The organism is Gemelliphila asaccharolytica (assembly GCF_001553005.1).
GTDB classification, from domain to species: Bacteria; Bacillota; Bacilli; order Staphylococcales; family Gemellaceae; genus Gemelliphila; species Gemelliphila asaccharolytica.
Genome location: NZ_KQ959857.1, coordinates 1 through 21,850, shown reverse-complemented (window position 1 = coordinate 21,850; position 21,850 = coordinate 1). Strand labels below are relative to the sequence as shown.

19 protein-coding genes are annotated in these 21,850 nt (G+C 25.7%); 2 read left to right on the top strand and 17 right to left on the bottom strand.

What is annotated here, in order from left to right:
- Window positions 1–25: 25 nt before the first annotated feature.
- The 9 genes from HMPREF1871_RS00855 to HMPREF1871_RS00815 all read right to left on the bottom strand — a co-directional run bounded on the left by HMPREF1871_RS00855 (window position 26) and on the right by HMPREF1871_RS00815 (window position 9,832).
- On the bottom strand, window positions 26–1,192 hold the full coding sequence (locus HMPREF1871_RS00855) for an AI-2E family transporter (RefSeq protein WP_232297333.1): 1,167 nt from the start codon (window positions 1,190–1,192) through the stop codon (window positions 26–28).
- A gap of 139 nt (window positions 1,193–1,331) precedes the next feature.
- Complete coding sequence (locus HMPREF1871_RS00850) at window positions 1,332–2,336, bottom strand: D-2-hydroxyacid dehydrogenase (RefSeq protein WP_066128705.1); 1,005 nt, start codon at window positions 2,334–2,336, stop codon at window positions 1,332–1,334.
- Between the two features lie 10 nt (window positions 2,337–2,346).
- Entirely contained in the window at window positions 2,347–3,399 is a 1,053-nt protein-coding gene (locus HMPREF1871_RS00845; RefSeq protein WP_066128703.1) for a PTS sugar transporter subunit IIC, read from the bottom strand.
- A 394-nt stretch (window positions 3,400–3,793) separates the two neighbouring features.
- Window positions 3,794–5,281, bottom strand: a complete 1,488-nt coding sequence (locus HMPREF1871_RS00840) for an aldehyde dehydrogenase family protein (protein ID WP_066128700.1) — start codon at window positions 5,279–5,281, stop codon at window positions 3,794–3,796.
- 225 nt (window positions 5,282–5,506) lie between these two features.
- Window positions 5,507–6,190, bottom strand: coding sequence for a ribose-5-phosphate isomerase RpiA (gene rpiA, locus HMPREF1871_RS00835; protein WP_066128697.1), 684 nt, complete (start codon window positions 6,188–6,190; stop codon window positions 5,507–5,509).
- Window positions 6,191–6,205: 15 nt separating this feature from the next.
- Window positions 6,206–7,459, bottom strand: a complete 1,254-nt coding sequence (tyrS, locus tag HMPREF1871_RS00830) for a tyrosine--tRNA ligase (protein ID WP_066128694.1) — start codon at window positions 7,457–7,459, stop codon at window positions 6,206–6,208.
- Between the two features lie 96 nt (window positions 7,460–7,555).
- Complete coding sequence (locus HMPREF1871_RS00825; protein ID WP_066128691.1) at window positions 7,556–8,440, bottom strand: RluA family pseudouridine synthase; 885 nt, start codon at window positions 8,438–8,440, stop codon at window positions 7,556–7,558.
- Window positions 8,433–9,245, bottom strand: a complete 813-nt coding sequence (locus HMPREF1871_RS00820) for an NAD kinase (RefSeq protein ID WP_066128689.1) — start codon at window positions 9,243–9,245, stop codon at window positions 8,433–8,435. The genes HMPREF1871_RS00825 and HMPREF1871_RS00820 overlap by 8 nt, the downstream gene beginning before the upstream one ends.
- 38 nt (window positions 9,246–9,283) lie before the next feature.
- Complete coding sequence (locus HMPREF1871_RS00815) at window positions 9,284–9,832, bottom strand: DUF402 domain-containing protein (RefSeq protein WP_066128686.1); 549 nt, start codon at window positions 9,830–9,832, stop codon at window positions 9,284–9,286.
- A gap of 219 nt (window positions 9,833–10,051) precedes the next feature.
- Here HMPREF1871_RS00815 and HMPREF1871_RS00810 point away from each other — a divergent pair, with 219 nt between their 5' ends.
- Together HMPREF1871_RS00810 and HMPREF1871_RS00805 are read left to right on the top strand one after the other, a co-directional pair.
- A complete protein-coding gene (locus HMPREF1871_RS00810; protein WP_066128683.1) occupies window positions 10,052–10,642 on the top strand; it encodes a hypothetical protein in 591 nt (196 codons plus the stop codon).
- 11 nt (window positions 10,643–10,653) lie between these two features.
- Window positions 10,654–10,770, top strand: coding sequence for an LPXTG cell wall anchor domain-containing protein (locus HMPREF1871_RS00805; RefSeq protein WP_066128680.1), 117 nt, complete (start codon window positions 10,654–10,656; stop codon window positions 10,768–10,770).
- 140 nt (window positions 10,771–10,910) lie between these two features.
- Here HMPREF1871_RS00805 and brnQ read toward each other — a convergent pair whose 3' ends face one another.
- The 8 genes from brnQ to polA form a co-directional block, all read right to left on the bottom strand.
- Entirely contained in the window at window positions 10,911–12,323 is a 1,413-nt protein-coding gene (brnQ, locus tag HMPREF1871_RS00800; protein ID WP_066128677.1) for a branched-chain amino acid transport system II carrier protein, read from the bottom strand.
- 212 nt (window positions 12,324–12,535) lie between these two features.
- Window positions 12,536–13,756 (bottom strand): HD domain-containing protein, encoded by a 1,221-nt coding sequence (locus HMPREF1871_RS00795; RefSeq protein WP_066128673.1) that lies wholly within the window; start codon window positions 13,754–13,756, stop codon window positions 12,536–12,538.
- Between the two features lie 143 nt (window positions 13,757–13,899).
- Entirely contained in the window at window positions 13,900–14,511 is a 612-nt protein-coding gene (locus HMPREF1871_RS00790) for a response regulator transcription factor (RefSeq protein ID WP_066128669.1), read from the bottom strand.
- Window positions 14,489–15,877: a sensor histidine kinase gene (locus tag HMPREF1871_RS00785; RefSeq protein ID WP_066128666.1), complete on the bottom strand. Its 1,389-nt coding sequence runs from the start codon at window positions 15,875–15,877 to the stop codon at window positions 14,489–14,491. The genes HMPREF1871_RS00790 and HMPREF1871_RS00785 overlap by 23 nt, the downstream gene beginning before the upstream one ends.
- Window positions 15,867–16,763, bottom strand: a complete 897-nt coding sequence (gene phnD / locus HMPREF1871_RS00780) for a phosphate/phosphite/phosphonate ABC transporter substrate-binding protein (RefSeq protein ID WP_066128664.1) — start codon at window positions 16,761–16,763, stop codon at window positions 15,867–15,869. Before phnD ends, HMPREF1871_RS00785 begins: the two co-directional genes overlap by 11 nt.
- A gap of 2 nt (window positions 16,764–16,765) precedes the next feature.
- On the bottom strand, window positions 16,766–17,746 hold the full coding sequence (locus HMPREF1871_RS00775) for a gluconeogenesis factor YvcK family protein (protein ID WP_066128661.1): 981 nt from the start codon (window positions 17,744–17,746) through the stop codon (window positions 16,766–16,768).
- Between the two features lie 2 nt (window positions 17,747–17,748).
- Window positions 17,749–18,603, bottom strand: a complete 855-nt coding sequence (gene rapZ / locus HMPREF1871_RS00770) for an RNase adapter RapZ (protein WP_066128658.1) — start codon at window positions 18,601–18,603, stop codon at window positions 17,749–17,751.
- A 79-nt stretch (window positions 18,604–18,682) separates the two neighbouring features.
- Window positions 18,683–21,292 carry a DNA polymerase I gene (gene polA / locus HMPREF1871_RS00765; RefSeq protein WP_066128655.1) on the bottom strand — a complete coding sequence of 870 codons (2,610 nt, stop codon included), beginning with the start codon at window positions 21,290–21,292 and terminating at the stop codon, window positions 18,683–18,685.
- Between the last annotated feature and the right edge of the window lie 558 nt (window positions 21,293–21,850).

Below are 21,850 nucleotides of genomic sequence, written 5' to 3'. Positions count from 1 at the left end.
TTCTTTTATTTTTTCTTTACAATATTTATAACTTATCGTTATCTCTGACTATCTTAATATATCTATTTTTCAATATAACAAATATTTTTATCACTATTACTTTTAATATTCCATATAAAGGTATTCCTATTATCGCCCCTACAACACCCATCATATTTGTAAATATAATAATTACAAATATGACAGTTAAAGGATGAATTTCCATTTTTCTTCCCATTATATTTGGAGATATAACATTTGCTTCTAAAAATTGCACTACTCCCCAAACTACTAGCATTTTTACTACCATAATCCAATCAGTTCCGATAGCTACAAGCATTGCTGGTAATATTGCAATCATAGGCCCTAAATAAGGTACTATGCTTAATAAAGCTGCCAGTGTTGCCAAAGACACTGCATATTTAAGCCCTATTATTTGATAACCTATAAAAAGTAATATTCCCACACATAAAGAAACTAACATTTGCCCAGCTATATAAGAACCTACTGTATTATCTATTTCTTCTATTGTATTTTTAATAGGATTTTTTGATTTCTCTGGCAATTTTTTTATTACAAAATCTTTAAATTTTTCAGAATCTTTTAGTAAATAATATAAAACAAATGGAACTGTAATTATTATTGTTGCTGTTGATGAAAGAATAGAAGCTGCATTTGTTATAAAATTACTAAATATATCAAAGGCAGTTGAACTTAATTTGGTTACATTTAAATTATTATTTATATAGTATAAAATATTTCTTAAAATAATATTATTTGAATTAGCTTCTAAATATCGTTTTAATGTGAAAACATATTCTGGTATTGCCACTATTAGGTGTTGAGTTTGCTCAACAATTACTGGAATTACTCCAATAAAAACTAAAACAATAACTAATATTCCAAATAAAATAGAAAGTATAGATGATATTGCTCTACTCATTTTTAATTTATTCGCAAGTAAATTAGATACTGGTTTTAAAATATAAAAAAATATGTATGCAACTAATACTGGAGCTATTAAACTACTAAATATTATTCTAACCGGTGCAAAAACCCCAGAAATTTGTTTATACAAAAATAATGCTATGAAAAAAAGAATTATTATTGTTAATACATATATTGTTATTTTTCCACCTAAAAAACTTATTATCTGTTTTTCCTTATTTCCTTTTAAATTTAATTTGTAAATTTTTTTTTGCTTTTCTTCCATAGAATTCACCAACTTATTGTTATTTTAAGTATATAATATCATATTTTCCTGTATAATTGTAATATATTACAATTATAAAAAGAATCTAAAAACTTATTTTCTAAATAAAATTCTTAGATTCTTTATATTAGTATTTATTTTATTTACTGTTTACTATATTGTCACTTTTTCCCGTTTTTATAACATCTACTGCACTCTCTAGGCCACCTTCTACTAGATTTTCTATAGCTGTAGTTGTGTAAAATGCTGTGTGAGGAGTATAAATTATATCTTCTCTGTCAATAATAGTTTGTAACATTGAATCTTTTATCCCTTGTTTTGAAAAATCTTTTGGAACATAATCCGCTTCATTTTCATAAACATCCAATCCTGCTCCTAGTAATTTACCGCTATCCAAACCTTTTATAACAGCTTTAGTATCAACTAACATCCCTCTTGCTGCATTTATCAAAATAGAGTTGTCTTTCATTTTTGAAATAAATTCATCATTTACTAAATGATGATATTCTTTTATTGCTGGCATATGTAGCGTAATTACATCTGACTGTTTTATTAACTCATCCATTGTATCAACATATGTAAGAATATTTTTTGCTACATCATTTTTATAAATATCATATCCTAACACTTCTGCTCCAAGAGAATTAAATAATTTAGCAACTTGAGTTCCTATTCTTCCAGTACCTATTACTCCAACTTTTAAAGTTCTAAGTTCTCTTGACAGTATTTCTGGTTTCCATGAAAAATTATGTTTTTCTACTCTTTTCATTATTTTTTTTATGTTTCTAGAAATATATAATGTTGTTGTGACAACATGTTCTGCTATTGCATTAGGTGAATATGATGGAACATTTGTCATTTTTATTCCATATTCATCCATAAGTGATAAATCATAAATATCAAAACCTGCTGAACGAGTTGCAAAAACTTTTATTCCTTGCTCTTTTGCATAGTCGTAAACTTCTTTTTCAAAGGGTTTATTTTGAGCTAATACTACTCCATCAGTTCCTTTTATTAACTGCATATTGGATTTATTTAATCCTTCGCTTGTTTCTACTACTATATCTACTTCTTTATTATTTTCTTTCCATTGTTTTAATGCTTTTTTTTCATCATCTCTTATGTTAAATACTGCTAATTTCATAGTTTTCTCCTTACTTAGTTAATTCTTTGAAAATAAAAATATCTCTTTTGTATAATTTTAATATTTTTATAAAGATAAAATCTGTTATTAATGCAAATACAAATGTGAGTACAAAATATACTAAAAATAATATCAGTATTCTTGTATAAACTTCTCCATTCATAAATTCAAAAGCAGCTATAGGTCCTACTAGCCCCGAAAATCCAAATCCTGCTGATGCTGGAGTACCTTGAATATTGAAAAAATATGCTAAAAATCCTGCGAAAATGGCATTTACTATTATTGGTATGTTTACAATAGGATATTTTAACCAATTAGGCATAAAAACTTTCATTGATCCTAAAAATAAAGTTAAAGGTACTCCTATTTTGTTTACTCGCATTGTTCCTACTATCAAGGTCATAGCACAACTTGCTATTCCTAAATTAGCAGCTCCAGAACCCAGTCCACTCAAACCTACTGCAAATGCTACAGCTACCGTAGATATAGGAGACACTATGATAAGTGCAAATATTACAGCTAATATCACACTCATAAGTAATGGCTGTAATGTTGTAACTTCACTAATTACTTTACCTATAAATCCTGTTATTGATTTTACATATGGTAAAATTAATATTCCTACAGTTCCCACAACGGCTGTCGTAATAACTGGTAATAAAATAATATTAAGACTTGCAAACTTACCCCTTAATAATTTAAGAACAATTACTACTAATCCAGCTCCTATCATGGTATTAATCAAATCTCCAATACCATGTATTTGCATCTTACCGTCAACTATATTCACAGAACCTGCACATATAAATGACACCATCGCACTTATTGCTACTTCAATTGCTTGCATTTTAAACTGCATAGCAACTAAAAGCCCTATTAATGCAGGAGTTGCTAATTGTGAAATTGAAAGTATAGTATACATAGTTTTTATTAAACTACTATCTTGAATAAAAAATTTAAAAATACTTCCTAATATCGCATTTGGGATTAGTCCAATAACTATTCCAAGTGCTACACCATTTAATAATTTATTAAAAAAACCTTTTATTTCTAATTTCCTCATAAATTTCTCCTAAGAAAAAATATTTTTGTTAAATAATTTTTAACATAATAATTATTATATCATAACTTTTTTTATGTGTTTTATTTTTTTTATTACTTTTATATAATTTATTTTTAAAAGCATTTTTTAAAAAATAAGTTAATTTTAAAATACTTTCACCAAAATCATATATGTAAAAAAATAAGTATTGTATTTAGTAATTATTACTAGTTTTATTTTAATTTTTACAACTTTTTTCTATAATTATAATATATTTTTATAAAACTAAATAAGATTAAGAGCTTATAGTTTTTTTTAATATTAAAAATATGTACATTTTGCTATTTTAAAAAATAAAGCACCTCAAAAGAGGTGCTTTATTATCACTTTTTTACAAATTCATAAAATTTATTTTCTATTTTACGTCGTAAAGTCCTTTTGTTCCTTCATTAAGATTAATTATAATATTTTTTGTTTGAGAATATGCGTTCATAATAACTTTATGAGTTTCTCTACCTATTCCTGAACGTTTGTATCCTCCGAATGGTGCTCCTGCAGGAATGTCGTTGTATGTATTTACCCAAACTCTTCCTGTATGAACTCCTCTTGAAACTTTCATTGCTGTATTTAAATTAGTTGTGAATACTCCGCCACCTAGACCATATTCACTATCATTTGCTAATTTTATTACTTCGTCTGCTGTTTTGAATTTTTGAACAACTACTACAGGTCCAAATATTTCTTCACGGCATACTCTTTCATTATTACTTGAAGCAGTTAGAATTGTTGGTTTTACAAAAAATCCTTTTTCACAGCCGTTTTCTGTGTAACGTTCTCCTCCAGTAATTAGTTTACATCCTTCATCTTGACCTACTTTTATGTAGCTCAAAACTTTTTCCATTTGTTTTTCATAAATTGCTGATCCTAATTGAGTATTCATATCTAATGGATTACCAATTTTAACCATTTCAAATGCTTTTTTAAGTCGTTTTAAGAATTCATCATATATTCCTTCTTGAACAAATACTCTTGAACCTGCACAACAAACTTGTCCTTGATTAAATAAAATACCTATTTGTACTCCTTCTACAGCTTGGTCTATATCACAATCATCAAAAATCATATTTGCTGATTTTCCACCTAATTCTAATGTTGCTGGAATAAGTTTTTCACACGCTGCTTTATAAACGTTATATCCTACTTTAGTAGAACCTGTAAATGCTAGTTTATCAATTCCATTATGTTCTAATAGGTATTGTCCTGATTTACTTCCTGCTCCTGTAACTACATTTAATACTCCTTTTGGTAATACATCTTTAATTAGTTCTACTAATTCTAATAGTGATAATGATGTATGTGAAGATGGTTTTAATACTATTGTGTTACCTGCTGCTAAAGCTGGTGCTATTTTCCATGCTGCCATAAGGAAAGGAAAGTTCCAAGGAATAATTTGCCCTACTACTCCAATTGGTTCTTTTACTACTAATGACATAGTGTTATCATCAAGCATTGTAGCAGTACCTTCTTCTGCTCTTATTACTCCAGCAAAATAGCGGAAATGATCAGAACTCATCGGTATATCTACTGTTGCTGTTTCTCTAATTGGTTTCCCATTGTCGAGTGTTTCTACCATTGCTAAATGTTCTGTATTTGCGTCTATTATATCTGCAATTTTTAATAATAAATTTTGTCTTTCTATTGGTGATGTTTTTGCCCATTCAGGAAGTGCTTTTCTTGCAGCTTTTACTGCACTATCTACATCTTCTTTAGTTGCTTCAGAGATTTCTGCTAACATTTCTCCTGTAGCCGGGCTATAAGATTTAAAAACTTCCCCATCTGAAGAATTTTTCCATTCTCCGTCTATAAACAATCCATATTGTTTTTTTAAATTTACTTTTTTCATATTTTTCCCCTCTCATAAGTATAAAATATATCTTTATACCATACCTTTTTTTAGCTTGAAACCCTTTTTATTTTTCAAGCATTTTTAGTATATCACAATTTTATTTTCTATTCAAATATATAGTATTTATAATTAATAACATTTTTTATCAAAATAAAAAATGCTAAAAAAAACTGTCCTCCTTAGTTAGTTTTTTCTAACTTTGAAAGGCCAGCTTAATTTTAACTATTTTCTTTTATAATTATGATTTTCTATTATTATTGCACCTTGCTCTGTTCCTTTTATACAGTGCTTACACATATTTATAAACAATCCATCTTCCACTACTCCTACAATAGTAGATAATTTTTTCTTAACTTCTTCTATATTAAATCCTTTTCCTAAAGCAAGGTCTACTATATAATTACTGTTATCAGTAACTAATATTTTTCCTTCTTTGTGTCTTAATTTTGGATTTAAATGTAAATCTTTCATTTTTTTTATTGTATGATTATACGCAAAAGGTAATATTTCAACAGGTAAGTCAAATGCTCCTATTTTTTCTACATCTTTTTTTTCGTCATATATCCACACTACATGATTTGAAATATCAGCAACTATTTTTTCTCTAAAAAGTGCTGCTCCTCCGCCTTTTATGGCATTAAAATTTTTGTCTATTTCGTCTACTCCATCTACTGATATATCTATACAAGAAACTTCTTCTATATCTTTTACTTCTAATCCTAGTGATTTTGCTAATTCTATACTTTGAACCGATGTGGATACTAATTCAACATTTAAACCTTCTTTAATTTTTTTTGCTAGTTCATGGATAAAATAGTATACTGTACTTCCTGTTCCAAGTCCTACAACCATACCTTCTTTTATAAATTCTACTGCTTTTTTCCCTACTTGTTCTTTTAAATTCACATTTACACCATCCTATTAGTTAAATTCTACTAATAAATATTTTTTCTTACCTTTTCTTAAAACTACATATTTTTCATTAAAAATATCTTTTTCTTCTATTTGATATTCTAAATCTTTTATTTTTTTACCATTTACGCTTATAGCACCATTTGTAATATCTTCTCTTGACTGTCTTTTAGAAGATACTAATTTAGAATTTACTAAAAATTCTACTAATTTATAACTTTTTTTATCCAAATTTACTTTTGGCATAGATTTTTCTATTTGAGAAAATTCTTTTTTATTTAAAGAAGTTATATCACCAGAAAACAATGCATTTGTCACTCTTAATGCACTTTCTAAAGCTTCTTCCCCGTGAACAATTTTTACCATTTCAGAAGCTAAAGTTTTTTGTGCTTCTCTAAGATGAGGATTTTCTTTTAGACTTTTTTCTAGTTTTTCTATTGTGTTTTTATCTAAAAATGTGAATTTTTTGATTGTATTTATCACATCTTCATCAGAGGTATTAAAGAAAAATTGATAAAACTCATATGGTGATGTTTTTTCAGGATCTAACCAAACTGCTCCTCCTGCTGATTTACCAAATTTTGTTCCGTCAGATTTTAGCATAAGAGGTATTGTAAATCCGTATGCTTCTACTTCTCCTCTTAATTTTCTCATTATTTCTAATCCAGAAACTATATTTCCCCACTGATCAGACCCACCTAGTTGCATTTTTACGCCATATTCAGAATTTAAATAATTAAAATCTATCGCTTGAAGTAAACTATAACTAAATTCTGTGAATGAAAGTCCATTTTCTATCCTACTTGCTACTGAATCTTTGGCTAGCATATAATTTATATTAATTAATTTTCCATAATCTCTTAAAAACTCTAGCATTGTTATTTTAGAAAGCCACTGTTCATTATTTAAAAATGTTATATTTTCATTATCTCTAAATATATTTCTAAGTTGATTTTCTAATTTTTTTGCATTTTCTTTAATTACATCAAGAGTTTGTAATTTTCTCTCTTCTTTTCTTCCAGAAGGATCTCCTATTATTCCAGTAGCTCCCCCAACTAAAACGACCGGTTTATGTCCATATGAAGCAAATCTTTTTAAAGTTAAAAAAGGAAGTAAATGTCCTACATGAAGTGAATCTCCTGTTGGATCTGTTCCGCAATATATAGAAACTTTTTCCTTTTCTAATAATTTTTTTATCCCTTCTTCGTCAGTTTGCTGATAAATTAAATCTCTATATTTCAATTCTTCTAATAATTTTGACATAACTTCTCCTTTCTTTTTAAGTATTATATCATAAATTTTTATATATAGTAAATTATTATAGTAAAGTAAAAAAACACCTATTTAAGTTTTTTATCCTTACTTAGGTGCATATTTTGTGATTTTTTTCATATCTTTTGGAATATCAATTTTTATATTTAAAATTTCTTTATTTATAGGATGAGGAAAAATCAAATTATAACAGTGTAACGCTTGTCTTTTTATTAATTTTAAATCTCCTCCATATAACTCATCTCCTAATATATTATGACCTATATGGCTCAGATGAACTCTTATTTGATGCGTTCTTCCTGTATATAATTTAAGTTTTACAAGGCTAAAATCTTTATCTTCATAATATTTTATTCTTTCAAGACTTGTTTTAGCATATTTGCCGACTGGTGATACTTCTCTTTCTATTATACTGTCTTTTTTTCTTGCTATTTTTGCTTCTATTATTTTTTTAGTGGGAGCTTTTTTAGCTGCAAGTGCCAAATAATATTTGTCAATAGCTATTTTACTAAATAAAGAGTGAATATGTCTGTGTTTTGCTATTATTACTAATCCTGAAGTGTTTTTATCTAATCTTGTTACTACATGAGGAATTGTAGAATATTTTTTATTTAAGAAATATCCATTAATTTCCTCCAATAAACTTTTTTCATTTTCATCTCTAGAAGGTATTGTAGCAATGTAGGGTGGTTTATTTACTACTAAAAAATATTTATCCTCATAAATAATATTAATATCATCATAAAAGTATCTAATGTGAGGTTTAAAATATTCTCTCGGTAGTGCTATTTTGACCCTGTCTGATTTTTTTAGAAAATATCTTACATTTTCTTCTTTACCATTAACTTTAATAAACCCTGTATTTTCAAATTTTATTTTTGTTAAAGTTTTTCTTGATATCCCTTTTTCTAATAAAAAATCTCTTAATTTTTGGTTGCAATTTGCTACATATTCAAATTCTAGATTACTCACCTATAAATGACCTCTTTACCCTTTGCCAAAAACTTATATTATTATATCTTAAAAATGAAATTCTCTTAGATTTTGACAAGGTTACTTCTATTTTATAAAGTGTTTTTACTGTTGAGAAATTTTTATCCATACTTAACAAATGGTGATGTTGTTGTTTTTTAGGAACTATAGTTAATTTTTCATTTTTTGTTAAAATCATTGCATTACTTAAAGTTCTATATACCAAATTATTCAACGATGCTATTGTTGCAACTTGGAAAATGTCTAAACTAGGATGTACTACAGCTCCATCAAGGCTTTTATTATAAGCTGTAGATCCTGTTGGTGTGCTTATACAAAGACCATCCCCTCTAAATTTTTCAAATAATTCATCATTGATATAAACATCTGATATGTAGGTATATCCCGCAACATTATTAAATGTAACTTCATTCAATGCATAATTTTCAAAAAGAACTTTTCCATCTTTAGAATATGCTTTAACTTTTAAAAGAGGGTAGGTTTCTTTCCGAGGTTGCTTAGTTTTTATATCAAAAAATATATTTTTATATTCAGAAAGTTGATAATCTGTATAAAATCCTAAATGTCCTGTATGAATAGATAAAAATTCTACTTTGTTTACAATATTTGTATATTTTCTAAAGGCTCTTAATACTGTACCATCTCCACCTACAACAAAAATATAATTGGGATTTTCTTCATCTTCTATCATTTCATTTTCTAATAAAAATTCCTTTATCTCCTTAGATATTTGTTGTGATGTTATGTCTTTCTTTGATATTATTGAAAATTTACCTTTTATCATCTCTACCTGCTTCTTATTTTTATTATAATATTTTCATTTTAATACTTGTTTTTCATGTCATTATATTTTGCTGTCCAAACATGAATAAACTCTTTTGAAAAAGGACCTAACTTATACTCTATCCAATGCTTAAGTTTAGATACATTATATCTTAATATGTTATCTATATCTTCTCCATAATCATATTTTAATTTATGTAGTTCATATTCATCTTCGTCCAAAATAAAATATTTACCATCTGGATATTTTTTTATATCTAAATCATAGTCTATATACTTAACACCATCTTCATCATAAGCAAAAGGAGAACTCAAATTGCAATAATAATGACACCCATCTTCTCTAAACATACAAACAATATTAAACCAACAATCATCATGAAAATAAACAAAAGCACTCTCTTTAGTAACCCACGTCCTTCCATTATTTTCTGTAACTGAAGTTTTATGATTAGCAAGAAGTAATGTCTTTTCATCAGCATCTAAAACTACGTTTTTATGCCATATTCTGTGCAAAGATCCATCATGCTTATAAGCTATAATTTTAACCATTTCCCCAACCTTAGGTTTTATATTATTTCTATACATATATCCTCCTTTCTTCGCATTATACAATCACTAAAATTATATCACATTTTCACATTTTTTACTAAATAAAGAATAATTATATTTAATTTTTGTTAACATTTTCAAAAAATTAATAGAAAATAAAATGAAATATATTTTTATTTTAATTATAATTACTTTATTGTTATTTTCAATTTAAAATGTTATAATGAATTGATTAATTTAGAAAAGAGGTTTAAAATGGGAAAATTAACTAATATATTCTTTATTGGTTTAGGAGCATATGCAACAAAATATTATTTGGATAACCCTAAAAAAATAAAAGAACATAAAAATATTATTAAAGAAAAATTTAATAAATCTACTAAATATGCTAAATGTATATGTAATTACAAAGATGAAAATGGAGTTTCTGCTACTTGTGAATATTTAAAAAATGATATAAAAAAAATTGCAGAAAAAAATTTAAAAAAACTAAATAGTTCTTTAAATTGTGGAAAACAAATATTAAAAGATACTAATAATGTCAAAAATAGTGCTATCTCACTAAAAGATAATGCTTCAGAATTAGCTGATAATATAATAAAAACAACAAAAGTATTAAAAGAGGAAATATCTCCATCATTAAATTCATATATTAATGACGTTAAAAAAATAGTAAATAATATAACTGAAAAATCAGAAGAATTAAAAGAAATAATAAAAAAAGAAAATTTAAGTGATAAAGTAAAAAAATACAAAAAAAATATGGAGCCTATAATTATTCAAACTAAAGAGAAAATTGATGAATTTTCTGAAAATGAATATAATAAAGAAAAGTCCGATAAATAAAGGAGGTCTTTATGTCATATCAGAGTTTCCTTCCACATACAGGAGAAATTGTTAAGGAACACGGTTCATATATAGGGATACTTATATTATTTATAATCATTTCCTTTCTTATTTGGAGAAAAAAATGATAATTATAAAAAAAGCAAAAAAGAAATTTCTTTTTTGCTTTTTTTTATATGAAAATCTAATTATTTCTCTTTTTTATCTACAAAAAAAAGACTAATTTAAATTTATATTTAAACTAGCCCTTTTACTATTTATTTATAATCTAATTTGAAGCAGAAACTAATTGTTTGCTACTTTCTTTTTTAAATACTTTAACATAAACAAATCCTACTAAAAATCCTAGTACAGCAAATGGTACCCATCCCATTGAATAAGATCCTAAAGGTACTACTTTTGTAAAGAAATGTACTAATGATTTTGGTACTTCAAACCATTTTGTCATAGCAGCAAATGTTGAAACTGAATCGTACAATGCCGGTACGAATGTAAATACTGTTGTTGTTAAATAAACTTCTTTTCTATCTCCAAATGTTTTAGCTAAGAATGTTATAAACACTAATGCTATTGTTAGTGGATAAAGCAGATATAAAACTGGAACTGACCAATTTATTATCACTGTTAAACCATTGAAATAAAGTGCTGTTGATCCTAATGTGAAAATTGTTGCCCACACTTTGTGCGAAACTTTAGGTACTAATCTTTGGAAATATTCTGAACATGCTGTTACAAGTCCTGTAGATGTAGTTAAACAAGCTAAGAATATTACCAATGCTAGAACAACTTGCCCAACATTTCCTATAAAATAATGTGATGTAACACTAAGAATTGTTCCACCAGATACTGCTTTACCTGCATGAGTCAACAATCCTTTATCATTTAATTCAAAAAGATTTTGAGAGATAGCTCCTATTCTAGCTACAAATATATATACTAATGCAAGAAGAACAACTGAAATTACTCCTGATTTTAGCGTTACACTTGCTACTTCTTTTTCACTTTTTGAACCATAAAATTTCGCAGCGTTTATTACTATGATTGCGAAAGCTAATGATGCCAATGTGTCCATTGTTCCATATCCTTGAAGAAGTCCTGCCACTAATGGACCTCCAGAGAATGCATTAGCTGCATCTTTGGCTGCATTTAATGGTTCACCATATCCTGGTGTAGCTTTAAAAAATGATGCTACTACTAATACTACTAATACTAATATTAATAATGGTGTTAAATATTTACCTACTCTGTCTGCAATTTTACTTGGATTCATTGCTAAAAAATAAGTAAGTCCAAAAAATACTACAGCGTAAATTACTTTTACAAGTAAACTACTTCCAAATATTGGTTCTACACCAACTTCGTATGAAGTTGCTCCTGTACGTGGAATAGCGAACAAAACACCTATTGATAAATACAAAGCTACTGCATAAACTACTCCAAATTTTTTAGAAACCCGCCCTGCAAAATCAGAAACATCCGTTGCACCAGAATATGAAACTGCTACAACACCTAATAGTGGCAAAGTAACACCAGTAACACAAAATCCTAATACTGAAAGCCAAACATTGCTTCCTGAATATGCTCCTAAGAATGCGGGGAAAATTAAGTTCCCGGCTCCAAAAAATAGTGCAAATAACATTAATCCTATAGTCACATATGAATTTTTAAAAACCTTTGACATAATAATTCCTCCTTTAATTCATTCTTTATTTTTTATAACAATAAGGATAATACAAATTCGAACAAATGTCAATAGTTTTTTTACATTAATATGTAATTTTCTGAAAATTTATATAAAATATCATTATTTTTTAAAATTTCATTTTATAATTTGCTTTATGTGAAAGATAAATGTAATTTTTCCCCTTATCTCTATAAAATTATTATGGAATTTTATATCTTAGGATAAAATATTGTTCCTTCTTTTTTTATATTTCCTCTAATTATAGCATCTACAATATTGCTTGCTTTTTGTAATTCTATTATTTCTCCATTTTTCATTTCTACTAATATTTTTTGTCCTGTAAATGGCATATATGGAGTTTTCTCTACATTTTCTATTCTTAAATAATATTTTTCAGAAAGATTTTTTTCTTTTAAAAATTTTTTTACCCTTTTCAAATTATCTTCTGTAAAATCTAAGTAATTAAATAATTTTCTATCCAAAAGTCTTGAGGCTAAATCACTTGCTATAGAATCATCTTTTTCTTTTATAAGACTTGAATAATATTCAATAACACTTTCATCTAGTTTAAAATAGTCACTTATTTTTACCTTCTTATTGGTTAAAAAAGGTATTATATATGGAAGATCTAGAAAATATTCATGATTTTTTTGATAAATGTCTTTAAGTCTTTTAAAAAGTTGTATAAAAATAGTTTCATAACTTCTTGCTGCGGGATGAAAATATACTTGCCAGTACATTTGATATCTAGCCATAATATAATCTTCTACACTATGTATCCCACTTTCTTTTACTACTATATGTTTTTTTCCAAACAAATCTTTTCTTACTCTTAAAGTTCTTAATATTCTTTCTAAATCAAACTTTCCATAGCTTGTTGCTGATGCATAAGAATCCCTAAGTAAATAATCCATTCTATCTGCATCTAACTGAGAAGAAACTATCTCATTTAATATTTTATTTTTGTGAGTGTGATTTATGATACTAACTACATCATTTGGTAATTGATAATAAACTTTTTTTAAAATTTTATTTATGTCTGTATCTTCTAATATCATTCTACTTGTAAACTCTTCATGACTTATATTAGTTATATGTTCAAATGAATGAGAAAATGGTCCATGTCCTACATCATGAAGCAGTCCAGCTAAAAGTAGAGTTATTTTTTCATATTCATTCATTTCATTACTTAATGATTTTATCTCAAATATCATTCTTCTTACTATTTCATATACTCCTAAACAATGTGTAAATCTAGAATGTTCAGCTGTAGGATAAACTTGAAAATCGCCACCAAGTTGTCTAATTCTTCTCAGTCTTTGAAACTCTTTTGTGTCAATAATATCCATAATTACCTTGTATTCTATATTTATATAACCATGAATGGTATCTCTAATAACTTTTTTTTCACTTAATTTTTCTATATTCATATTACTACCTTCTTAAATTTTTTTATCTATATCCTACAATAATATTAAAATACTAAATAAATAAAAGCAATCAAAAAATTAATCTCTTGTCTCGTAATTACAAAGCAAGAGATTTCTTATTTTATTAAATTTATAATAATCAATTATATTTCCAGTTCTTTTTGGTAATAATCTATTAATTCACTTCTTTTTTTAAGCCCTAATTTTTCCATTAGTCTTTTTTTATATGTATCTATTGTTTTCACACTCAAAAACAACTTTTCTCCTATTTCTGTTAATGTATATCCTTTTACTATATATTCTAATACTTCCCTTTCCCTATCACTTAGAATTTGGTCTTTCTCTGTATAAAGGTCATAAAAGATATCTTGATACTCTTTTTTCAAATATATTTCTCCATTAATTACTTTTTCTATAGCTAATATTATTTCTTCATGTGCTGAAGATTTAGCTACATATCCTTTTGCCCCTAATCTTATTGCTTTTTTTACATAATTTTTATCTTCATGCATACTTAATACTATTGTTTTTTCTTGTCTTTTTTTCTCATCTAAATATGTTAAGACATCATATCCTGTAGCATCTTTTAAGGTTATATCACATAAAATTATATCATATGTATTTAAATTTATTTTACTTAAAAATTCTTTATAACTTGTAGCACTATCAATTTTCACATCTTTTATATTCTCTTCTATTAGCATTGTTACTGCCATTTTAATCAATTTATGATCATCTATTAATAATATTTTCATATTCACCTGCTATTAAATATTTATTTTTAAATTTACATACTATTATAGTAGAATACTTATCATTTTTGTCTAAATAAAAATTTCCAAAAAATTCTTCAACTCTTTCTTTTATTCCATATATTCCTAATCTTCCCTTTTCTTTGGCTTCAATTATTTTTTTATTGTCAAGCCCCGTTCCATTGTCTGCAATACTTAATACTGTATTTTCAAAATTTTTTTCAAATTTTATTTCTACTTTTGTAGCTTTAGAATGTTTTTTTATATTTGTTAAAGCTTCTTGTATTATTCTATATATAGTTATATTAAAATTATCGTTTTCTATGTTTTTAATATTAGTTAAAAATTTTACATCTATTTTATATAGTTTTATATATTCTTCAATATGTTTTTTTATTGCTTCTATTATACCATGTTCTTCTATTAGTGGTGGTCTTAGATTTACTGCAATATTTCTGATATCTTTTAAACTTTTTTTTAATTCAAAAATTACTTTATCTAATCTTTCTTTTTTTACATTATCTACTTCTTTTAATTTTATATTTGTAACTAAAAAAAGTAAACTTGCTAATGTTTGACTTACTTCATCGTGAAGTTCTCTTGAAAGAATTTTTCTTTCATCTTCTTGAACTTTAAAAACTTTATTTAAAAGTGTATTTTTTAGTTTTTTATTTTTTTTATTAGTTATTATCATTTGATTGATAGCGTCAATCAAGACATGAAAATCCTTAGGATAATAACATTTTTCTACTATATCATTGTACTCTTCACTTTGAGTGATTTCATTAGTTACAAAAGTTAAATTATCTATTGGTTTTTCTATCAATTTTAATATATAGTTTGCTAATATTATTAATATTAAAAATAGTATTGTATTCAACAATAGAATGTTTAAAAATTCATTGTATGTTTTTTGATAAATACTTTTTGTATAAAATCCTATTCTTATATACCCAATATCTATATTTTGAATTTTATCTACATAATCTATAATTTCGCCTTTGGAACTGTTATATTCTTTAAATATTCCATAGTTATCAAAAGTTTGTAATTTTTTTGGTACTTCTTTTAGATTTTTTGATAAGATATTTTTTTCATTATCATATACTATTACATAAGCTATTTCGTCTGTTTCTTTTGGCAGATTTTTTATTTTTTGATTTATTTTATAAATATTGTCGACTCTGATATCATCTGCTAAATTATATGACAACTGATAAAAATTTTCTGTTACTCTATTTCTAAGAGATTCTTTGAGTATTTTTACATTAGTTTTATATGTATAAGCCAATATTACTACTATATATATGAGATAAAAAATAGAAAATAATATTATCATTTTATTTTTTATTTTCAATTTAGCTAGCATCTTCTTCTCCCCTTAATATTGGGTAATTTTCTTTTGTTGTTTCTTCGTATGATGTTATTTGTAATTTATCCAATGTTTCGCTTATAGTTTCATCTTTGTTTATATTAAAGAGTATTTCTTTTAATTGGTCTTTTTGTTCATAATTTTTATGAGTTACTATCGGACCTGTAGACACTTCATCAAATATTTTAACTATTTTTATTTCAGATAAAAGTTCTGGATCATTTTTTTCCAAATATTGAAGAACCCAATCATCAACTACTCCCGCTTCCACATTTTCGTTAGCTACTTGTCTAACCGATTGCTCATGAGAGTATGTAAAGTAATATTTTTTATTGAAAAATTCATCAACATTTGTTCCTTTTTCTTCTAAATAATTACTTAAAAATATATATCCTGAGTAACTATAAGTATCTACAAATGCAAAGTCCTTATTTCTTAAATCTTCTATATTGTTTATAGAAGAATTTTTTTTAGCTATCACTACTGGATGGTAAAAACTTTTTCCCCTGCAAGGTTTTGCTATAAGAGATAAGTTTTTTTTGTCATCATAAAGTACATATGCTCCTACTGAAAGAAATGCTATATCTATCTCTTTATTTTTTAAAAGTGTATTTATTTCCTTATAGCTTTTTCTTTGAATAAATTTTACATTCTTGTTTAGTTTTTTTGCTATATAGTTTGCTAAATTTTTTTCTGCTACATATCCTTTGTTATCTCCACTGACAGAAATCATACCTATTGATACAGTTTCAGTATCTTCCTTTTTTACTGTGTCTATAGTATCAGAAAAATCTATATATTCTTTATGATTTTTATTTTTTTCTAACAAAAAAAATGATAATAAAATTATTATAGAAAAAATTATTATTATGATTTTTTTCATAATTAGTTTCCTCTGTAAACAATAGATTCTTGATTTTCCATAATATATCCATAAATTAAATTGGCAACTTTTTCATTGTTGTGTCTTACATTATTATTCTCTATTTCTACTATATCATCATCTATTATTTCTATATCCAGTTTTTCTATTTCTTCTTTATCTAGTTTTACTTCTTCTTGATTTGAATTTTTATATATTTTTAATATTTCTGGATCTATTTCTTTTGAATTAGCAATTACTAAATTAAAAATATTTTCTCCAATATGTTTATTTATAGCTTTGATATGGTCTGATACTGTGTAAGAGTCTGTTTCCCCATGTTGTGTCATTATATTTGAAACATAAATTTTTCTTGCTTTGCTTTTTAATATCTCATTAGATACTTGCTCTATTACCAAATTGGGTATTATAGAAGTATATAAACTTCCAGGTCCCATTACTATGTAATCTGCTTCTTGTATCGCCTTTAGTACACAAGGTGTTGTCTTTACACTTTTTGGGGATATATATACTCTATCTATTTTTCCTCCATATTTTGTGATTGAGGATTCTCCTCGAACTATAGTTTTATCTTTCATTATAGCGTTTAGTGTTGCTATGTCATTTGTTGTAGGTAAAACTGTCCCTTTTACTTTGAAAATTCTACTCATTATCTTGACGGCTGTTGAAAAATCTCCATGTATGTCAGCAAGTGCTGCAAGCATCAGATTTCCTACGGGGTGTCCTCTCACTTCGCCAATATCAAATCGATATTGGAACATTTTTTCAAGATCTGGCTCTACATCTGATAATGCAGAAATTACATTCCTTATATCTCCCGGAGAAGGAATATTCATATCACTTCTTATTTTTCCACTACTTCCTCCATCATCTGCAACAGTAACAAGTGCTGTTATATCTAATGGATATTTTTTTAAACCACGGAGTAATACAGAAAGTCCTGTTCCTCCTCCTATAGCTACTATTTTTATTCCTGTTTTCATTGTTACCTCTTAATATCTCTATGAGAAATGTATGTTTTATATTTTTTTTCTACTATATCTTTATATAATGTTCTTGCAATACTAACTGACCTATGTTTACCACCTGTACAACCTATAGCTATAGATACTTTATCTCTTCCTTCATACTTATATTTCTCAATCATATACAATATTAAATCTCTTAATTTTTTATAAAATTCTTGAGTCTGTTCATCATTCATTACATAGTTATAAACATCATCAGAAAAACCATTTTTTTCTTTTAATTTTTCTACATAAAAAGGATTTTTTAAAAATCTGACATCTATTATGTTGTCTGCATCAATAGGTATTCCATATTTATATCCAAAACTAGATATAACAACATGATAACTTTCTTCTTTTTTTATATTAAAATCATTTGAAATTTTTTTCACTAAATCTTTTGTTGTTATATTTGTTGTATCATAAATATAATTAGCTTGAGCTTTTACTGTTTTCATTATTTCTCTTTCTTCTTTTATACCATCTAAAAGATTGCTTTCCTTAGAAAGAGGATGATTTTTTCTTTTTTCTTTATACCTATTTACTAAAACTTCATCACTACATTCAATATAAACTAATTTTATGTTGAAATTATCATCTTTTAGAACATTTTGAATCAAATGTCCTAACTCTATTGAAAATTTTTTACTTCTTATGTCTATTATAAACGCTGCTTTTTTTATATTTTTTTCATTAAGTATTTTCAAAAATGAATCTACCAAAAGCGAAGGCATATTATCTACACAAAAATAACCAAAATCTTCAAATATATTTAATGCTGTATTTTTTCCCGCTCCACTTAGTCCTGTAATTATTACTAAATCTTTTTTCATTTTGCTCCTTAATTATAAACATTTTTTGTTATTAAATTTTTCATCTATATAAGTTAATAAAATGAGAGTTACTATTATTTTACTTAGCTTCATACCAATTATCTCCATAGGAAACACTAGCTTTCAATTTCACTTTTAAATCAGCTACATTTTCCATAATTTTTTTCACTTCTTTTTCCAATATTTTTCTATCATCTTTATGAACATCAAATATAAGTTCATCGTGGATTTGCAGTAACATTTTTGCTCTTATATTAGAATTTTTGAGATATTCATATACCTTATTCATAGCTATTTTTATTATGTCTGCTGCACTTCCTTGTACCGGAGTGTTCATAGCTATTCGGCTGTTTAAATTTTTTAATATCTTATTTTTAGAATTTATTTCTGGTATATATCTTCTTCTTTTGAATATTGTTTCTACATATTCATGTTCTTTTGCAAATTCTACTATGTCTTCCATATATTTTTTTACGCCAGAAAATGTATTTAAATATTTATCTATAAATTCTTTTGCTCTTTTTCTGCTTATTCCTAAATTATTACTTAAACCAAAATCACTAATCCCATATACTATACCAAAATTAACTGCTTTTGCTTCAGATCGCATTTTTGGTGTTACTTCTTCTATTGGAACGTTGTTCACTTCACTTGCTGTTTTTTTATGAATATCTAAGTCATTATTGAAAGCTTCTATCATTTTTTCATCATTTGCTATATGTGCTAAAATTCTTAATTCTATTTGTGAATAGTCTATTGATAATATTATATTATCTTTACTTTCTGGTATAAAGGCTTTTCTTATTTTTTTTCCTTCTTCTATTTTTATAGGTATATTTTGTAAGTTAGGATTTACTGATGATAGTCTTCCTGTTTGTGCGAGTGTTTGTTCATATCTAGTGTGTATTTTACCCTCTTTTGTTATATCTTTTATTAGTCCTTTTGCATAAGTAGAATTTAATTTTGCTAGCATTCTATATTCCATTATTAATTTTATTATAGGACTTTCTTCTTTTAGCTGTTCTAATACTTCACTTGATGTTGAATAGCCTGTCTTTGTTTTTTTTATTACTCTCAACTGTAATTTATCAAAAAGTATCTCTCCTAATTGTTTTGGAGAATTTATATTAAATTCTTCTCCTGATAATGTATAAATAGAATTTTCTAAAGTTTTTATCCTTTTTTCTAATTCTTCGCTTATTTTCAGTAGTGCTTTTTCTTCTACAAAAATCCCATTATATTCCATGTTTGCTAATGTTTTTGAAGTTTTTATTTCTATTTTATACAAATCTATTATATTTTGCTTTTTCAACAATTTTTGGAGTATTTCTTCTAGTTTTGACAAACTTGTTACTATTTTTAAAAGGTAACTATTTATTTTTTCTCTGTCAGGTAATTTTCTTTTTTTCCCTTTTCCATATATTTCTTCATCACTTTCTAACAATTCACCTAAATATGTGTTTACTATTTTGTCTAACTGAGCTTTTACATTTACATCTATTAGATAACTTGCTATTTTTGCATCAAAAACATTTTCCTCTATTTCTATATTATATTTTTTAGCTAAAAATGATACTTTTTTAAAGTCATAAATATTTTTTTCCTCTTTAGATTCTAAATATTCCTTAATATTTTTATTTAAGAAAAATTCTTCTAAATCAAATATATATAATCTTTTATTTGTATATAAACAAGCTCCTACCACTACCGAATTATGATAGTCTTCTGTTAGATTTTCAATATATATTACTGCACTTTGTATTCTTATTTTTGTATATCTATTAGCTTTTAATATTTCTATTTTTTCATTAATACTTTCTGTTTTGTTTTTATTATTACTCAATTTTTTTAAAAAAGATGTAAATCCTAATTTTTTAAATAGTTGCTCTTTTTTTTCTATATTTTCATTAAAAGTTAAATCTTCTATTTCATTTTCCAATTTTACATCTGTATAAATAGTTGCAAGATTTTTACTTAAGATAGCGTCTTGCTTACCATTAATTAATTTTTCTTTTAATTTTTTTCCACTAACCTTATCTATATTTGCCAGTACATTTTCTACAGTTTCGAATTCTTCTAATAATTTTAAAGCTGTTTTTTCTCCTACCCCTGCTATACCTGGAATATTATCCGACTTGTCTCCCATCAATCCTTTCATATCTACTATTTGTTTTGGATTTAAATTATATTTTTCTTTTATAAATTCAAGAGTATATTTTTCTATCTCTGTAACTCCTTTTTTAGTGAAATAAATAGTAATTTTTTCATCAGCAAGTTGAGTTAAATCTCTATCCCCTGTCACTATAATTACTTCATTTCCTAACTTACTTGCCTTTTTAGCATAACTTCCTAATATGTCATCTGCTTCATATTCATCATTTTCTTCATATTTTATTCCATAAGAATCTAAAAGCTGTCTAATGTAGCCAAATTGCTCAATTAATTCTAAAGGAGTTTTTTCTCTTGTTCCTTTATATTCTGAATATTCTTTATGACGAAAAGTTTTTTTCCCCTTATCAAAAGCAACTAGTGCATAATCGGGATTTACTTCTCTTAATATTTTATCAAGCATTAATACGAAACCGTAAACACTATTTGTGTAAAGCCCATTTTTATTTTTAAAAGGGGGCATCGCATAAAATGCTCTGTATGATAAACTATTACCATCTAATAATATTATTTTTGACATAACTTTTCCTCATTTCTTCTATTATTTCTATTATATCATAAAAAAGATTTTATTTATCATCTAATAAGATTTATAAAATAAATATCTATAAAGATAAAAATTCTCTCTTTTTAAAGATAATATAAAATATTCATAACTATCATAAATTTTAAATTAATTAATAATTTTACTATTTAAATATTTTAATCATTACTTAACTTGAAAAATAATTTTGAAATATAAAAAAATAAATCTTATTTTAATACTTATTTTAAAGTTATTTATTTTACACTATACAAAAGCTATTTGTAAATAATTATAAAATTTTTTATTTTAATTAATATTTTTTATAATTTTCGGTTGACTACTTTCTAAAATCATTTATAAAGGGCTATATTGTACACCATTTTTTTGATTTTAAAGCTGGTTTTTTCTATAATCATTTATCGACGTGTATTATTTACAAGTAGATTTTTCATACCCCATATTTAGACTCTATTTATAGCAAAAAAAATAAGGCTTTCGCCTCAATTAAAACAATATTGATACATGACCCGTACGGGATTCGAACCCATGTTA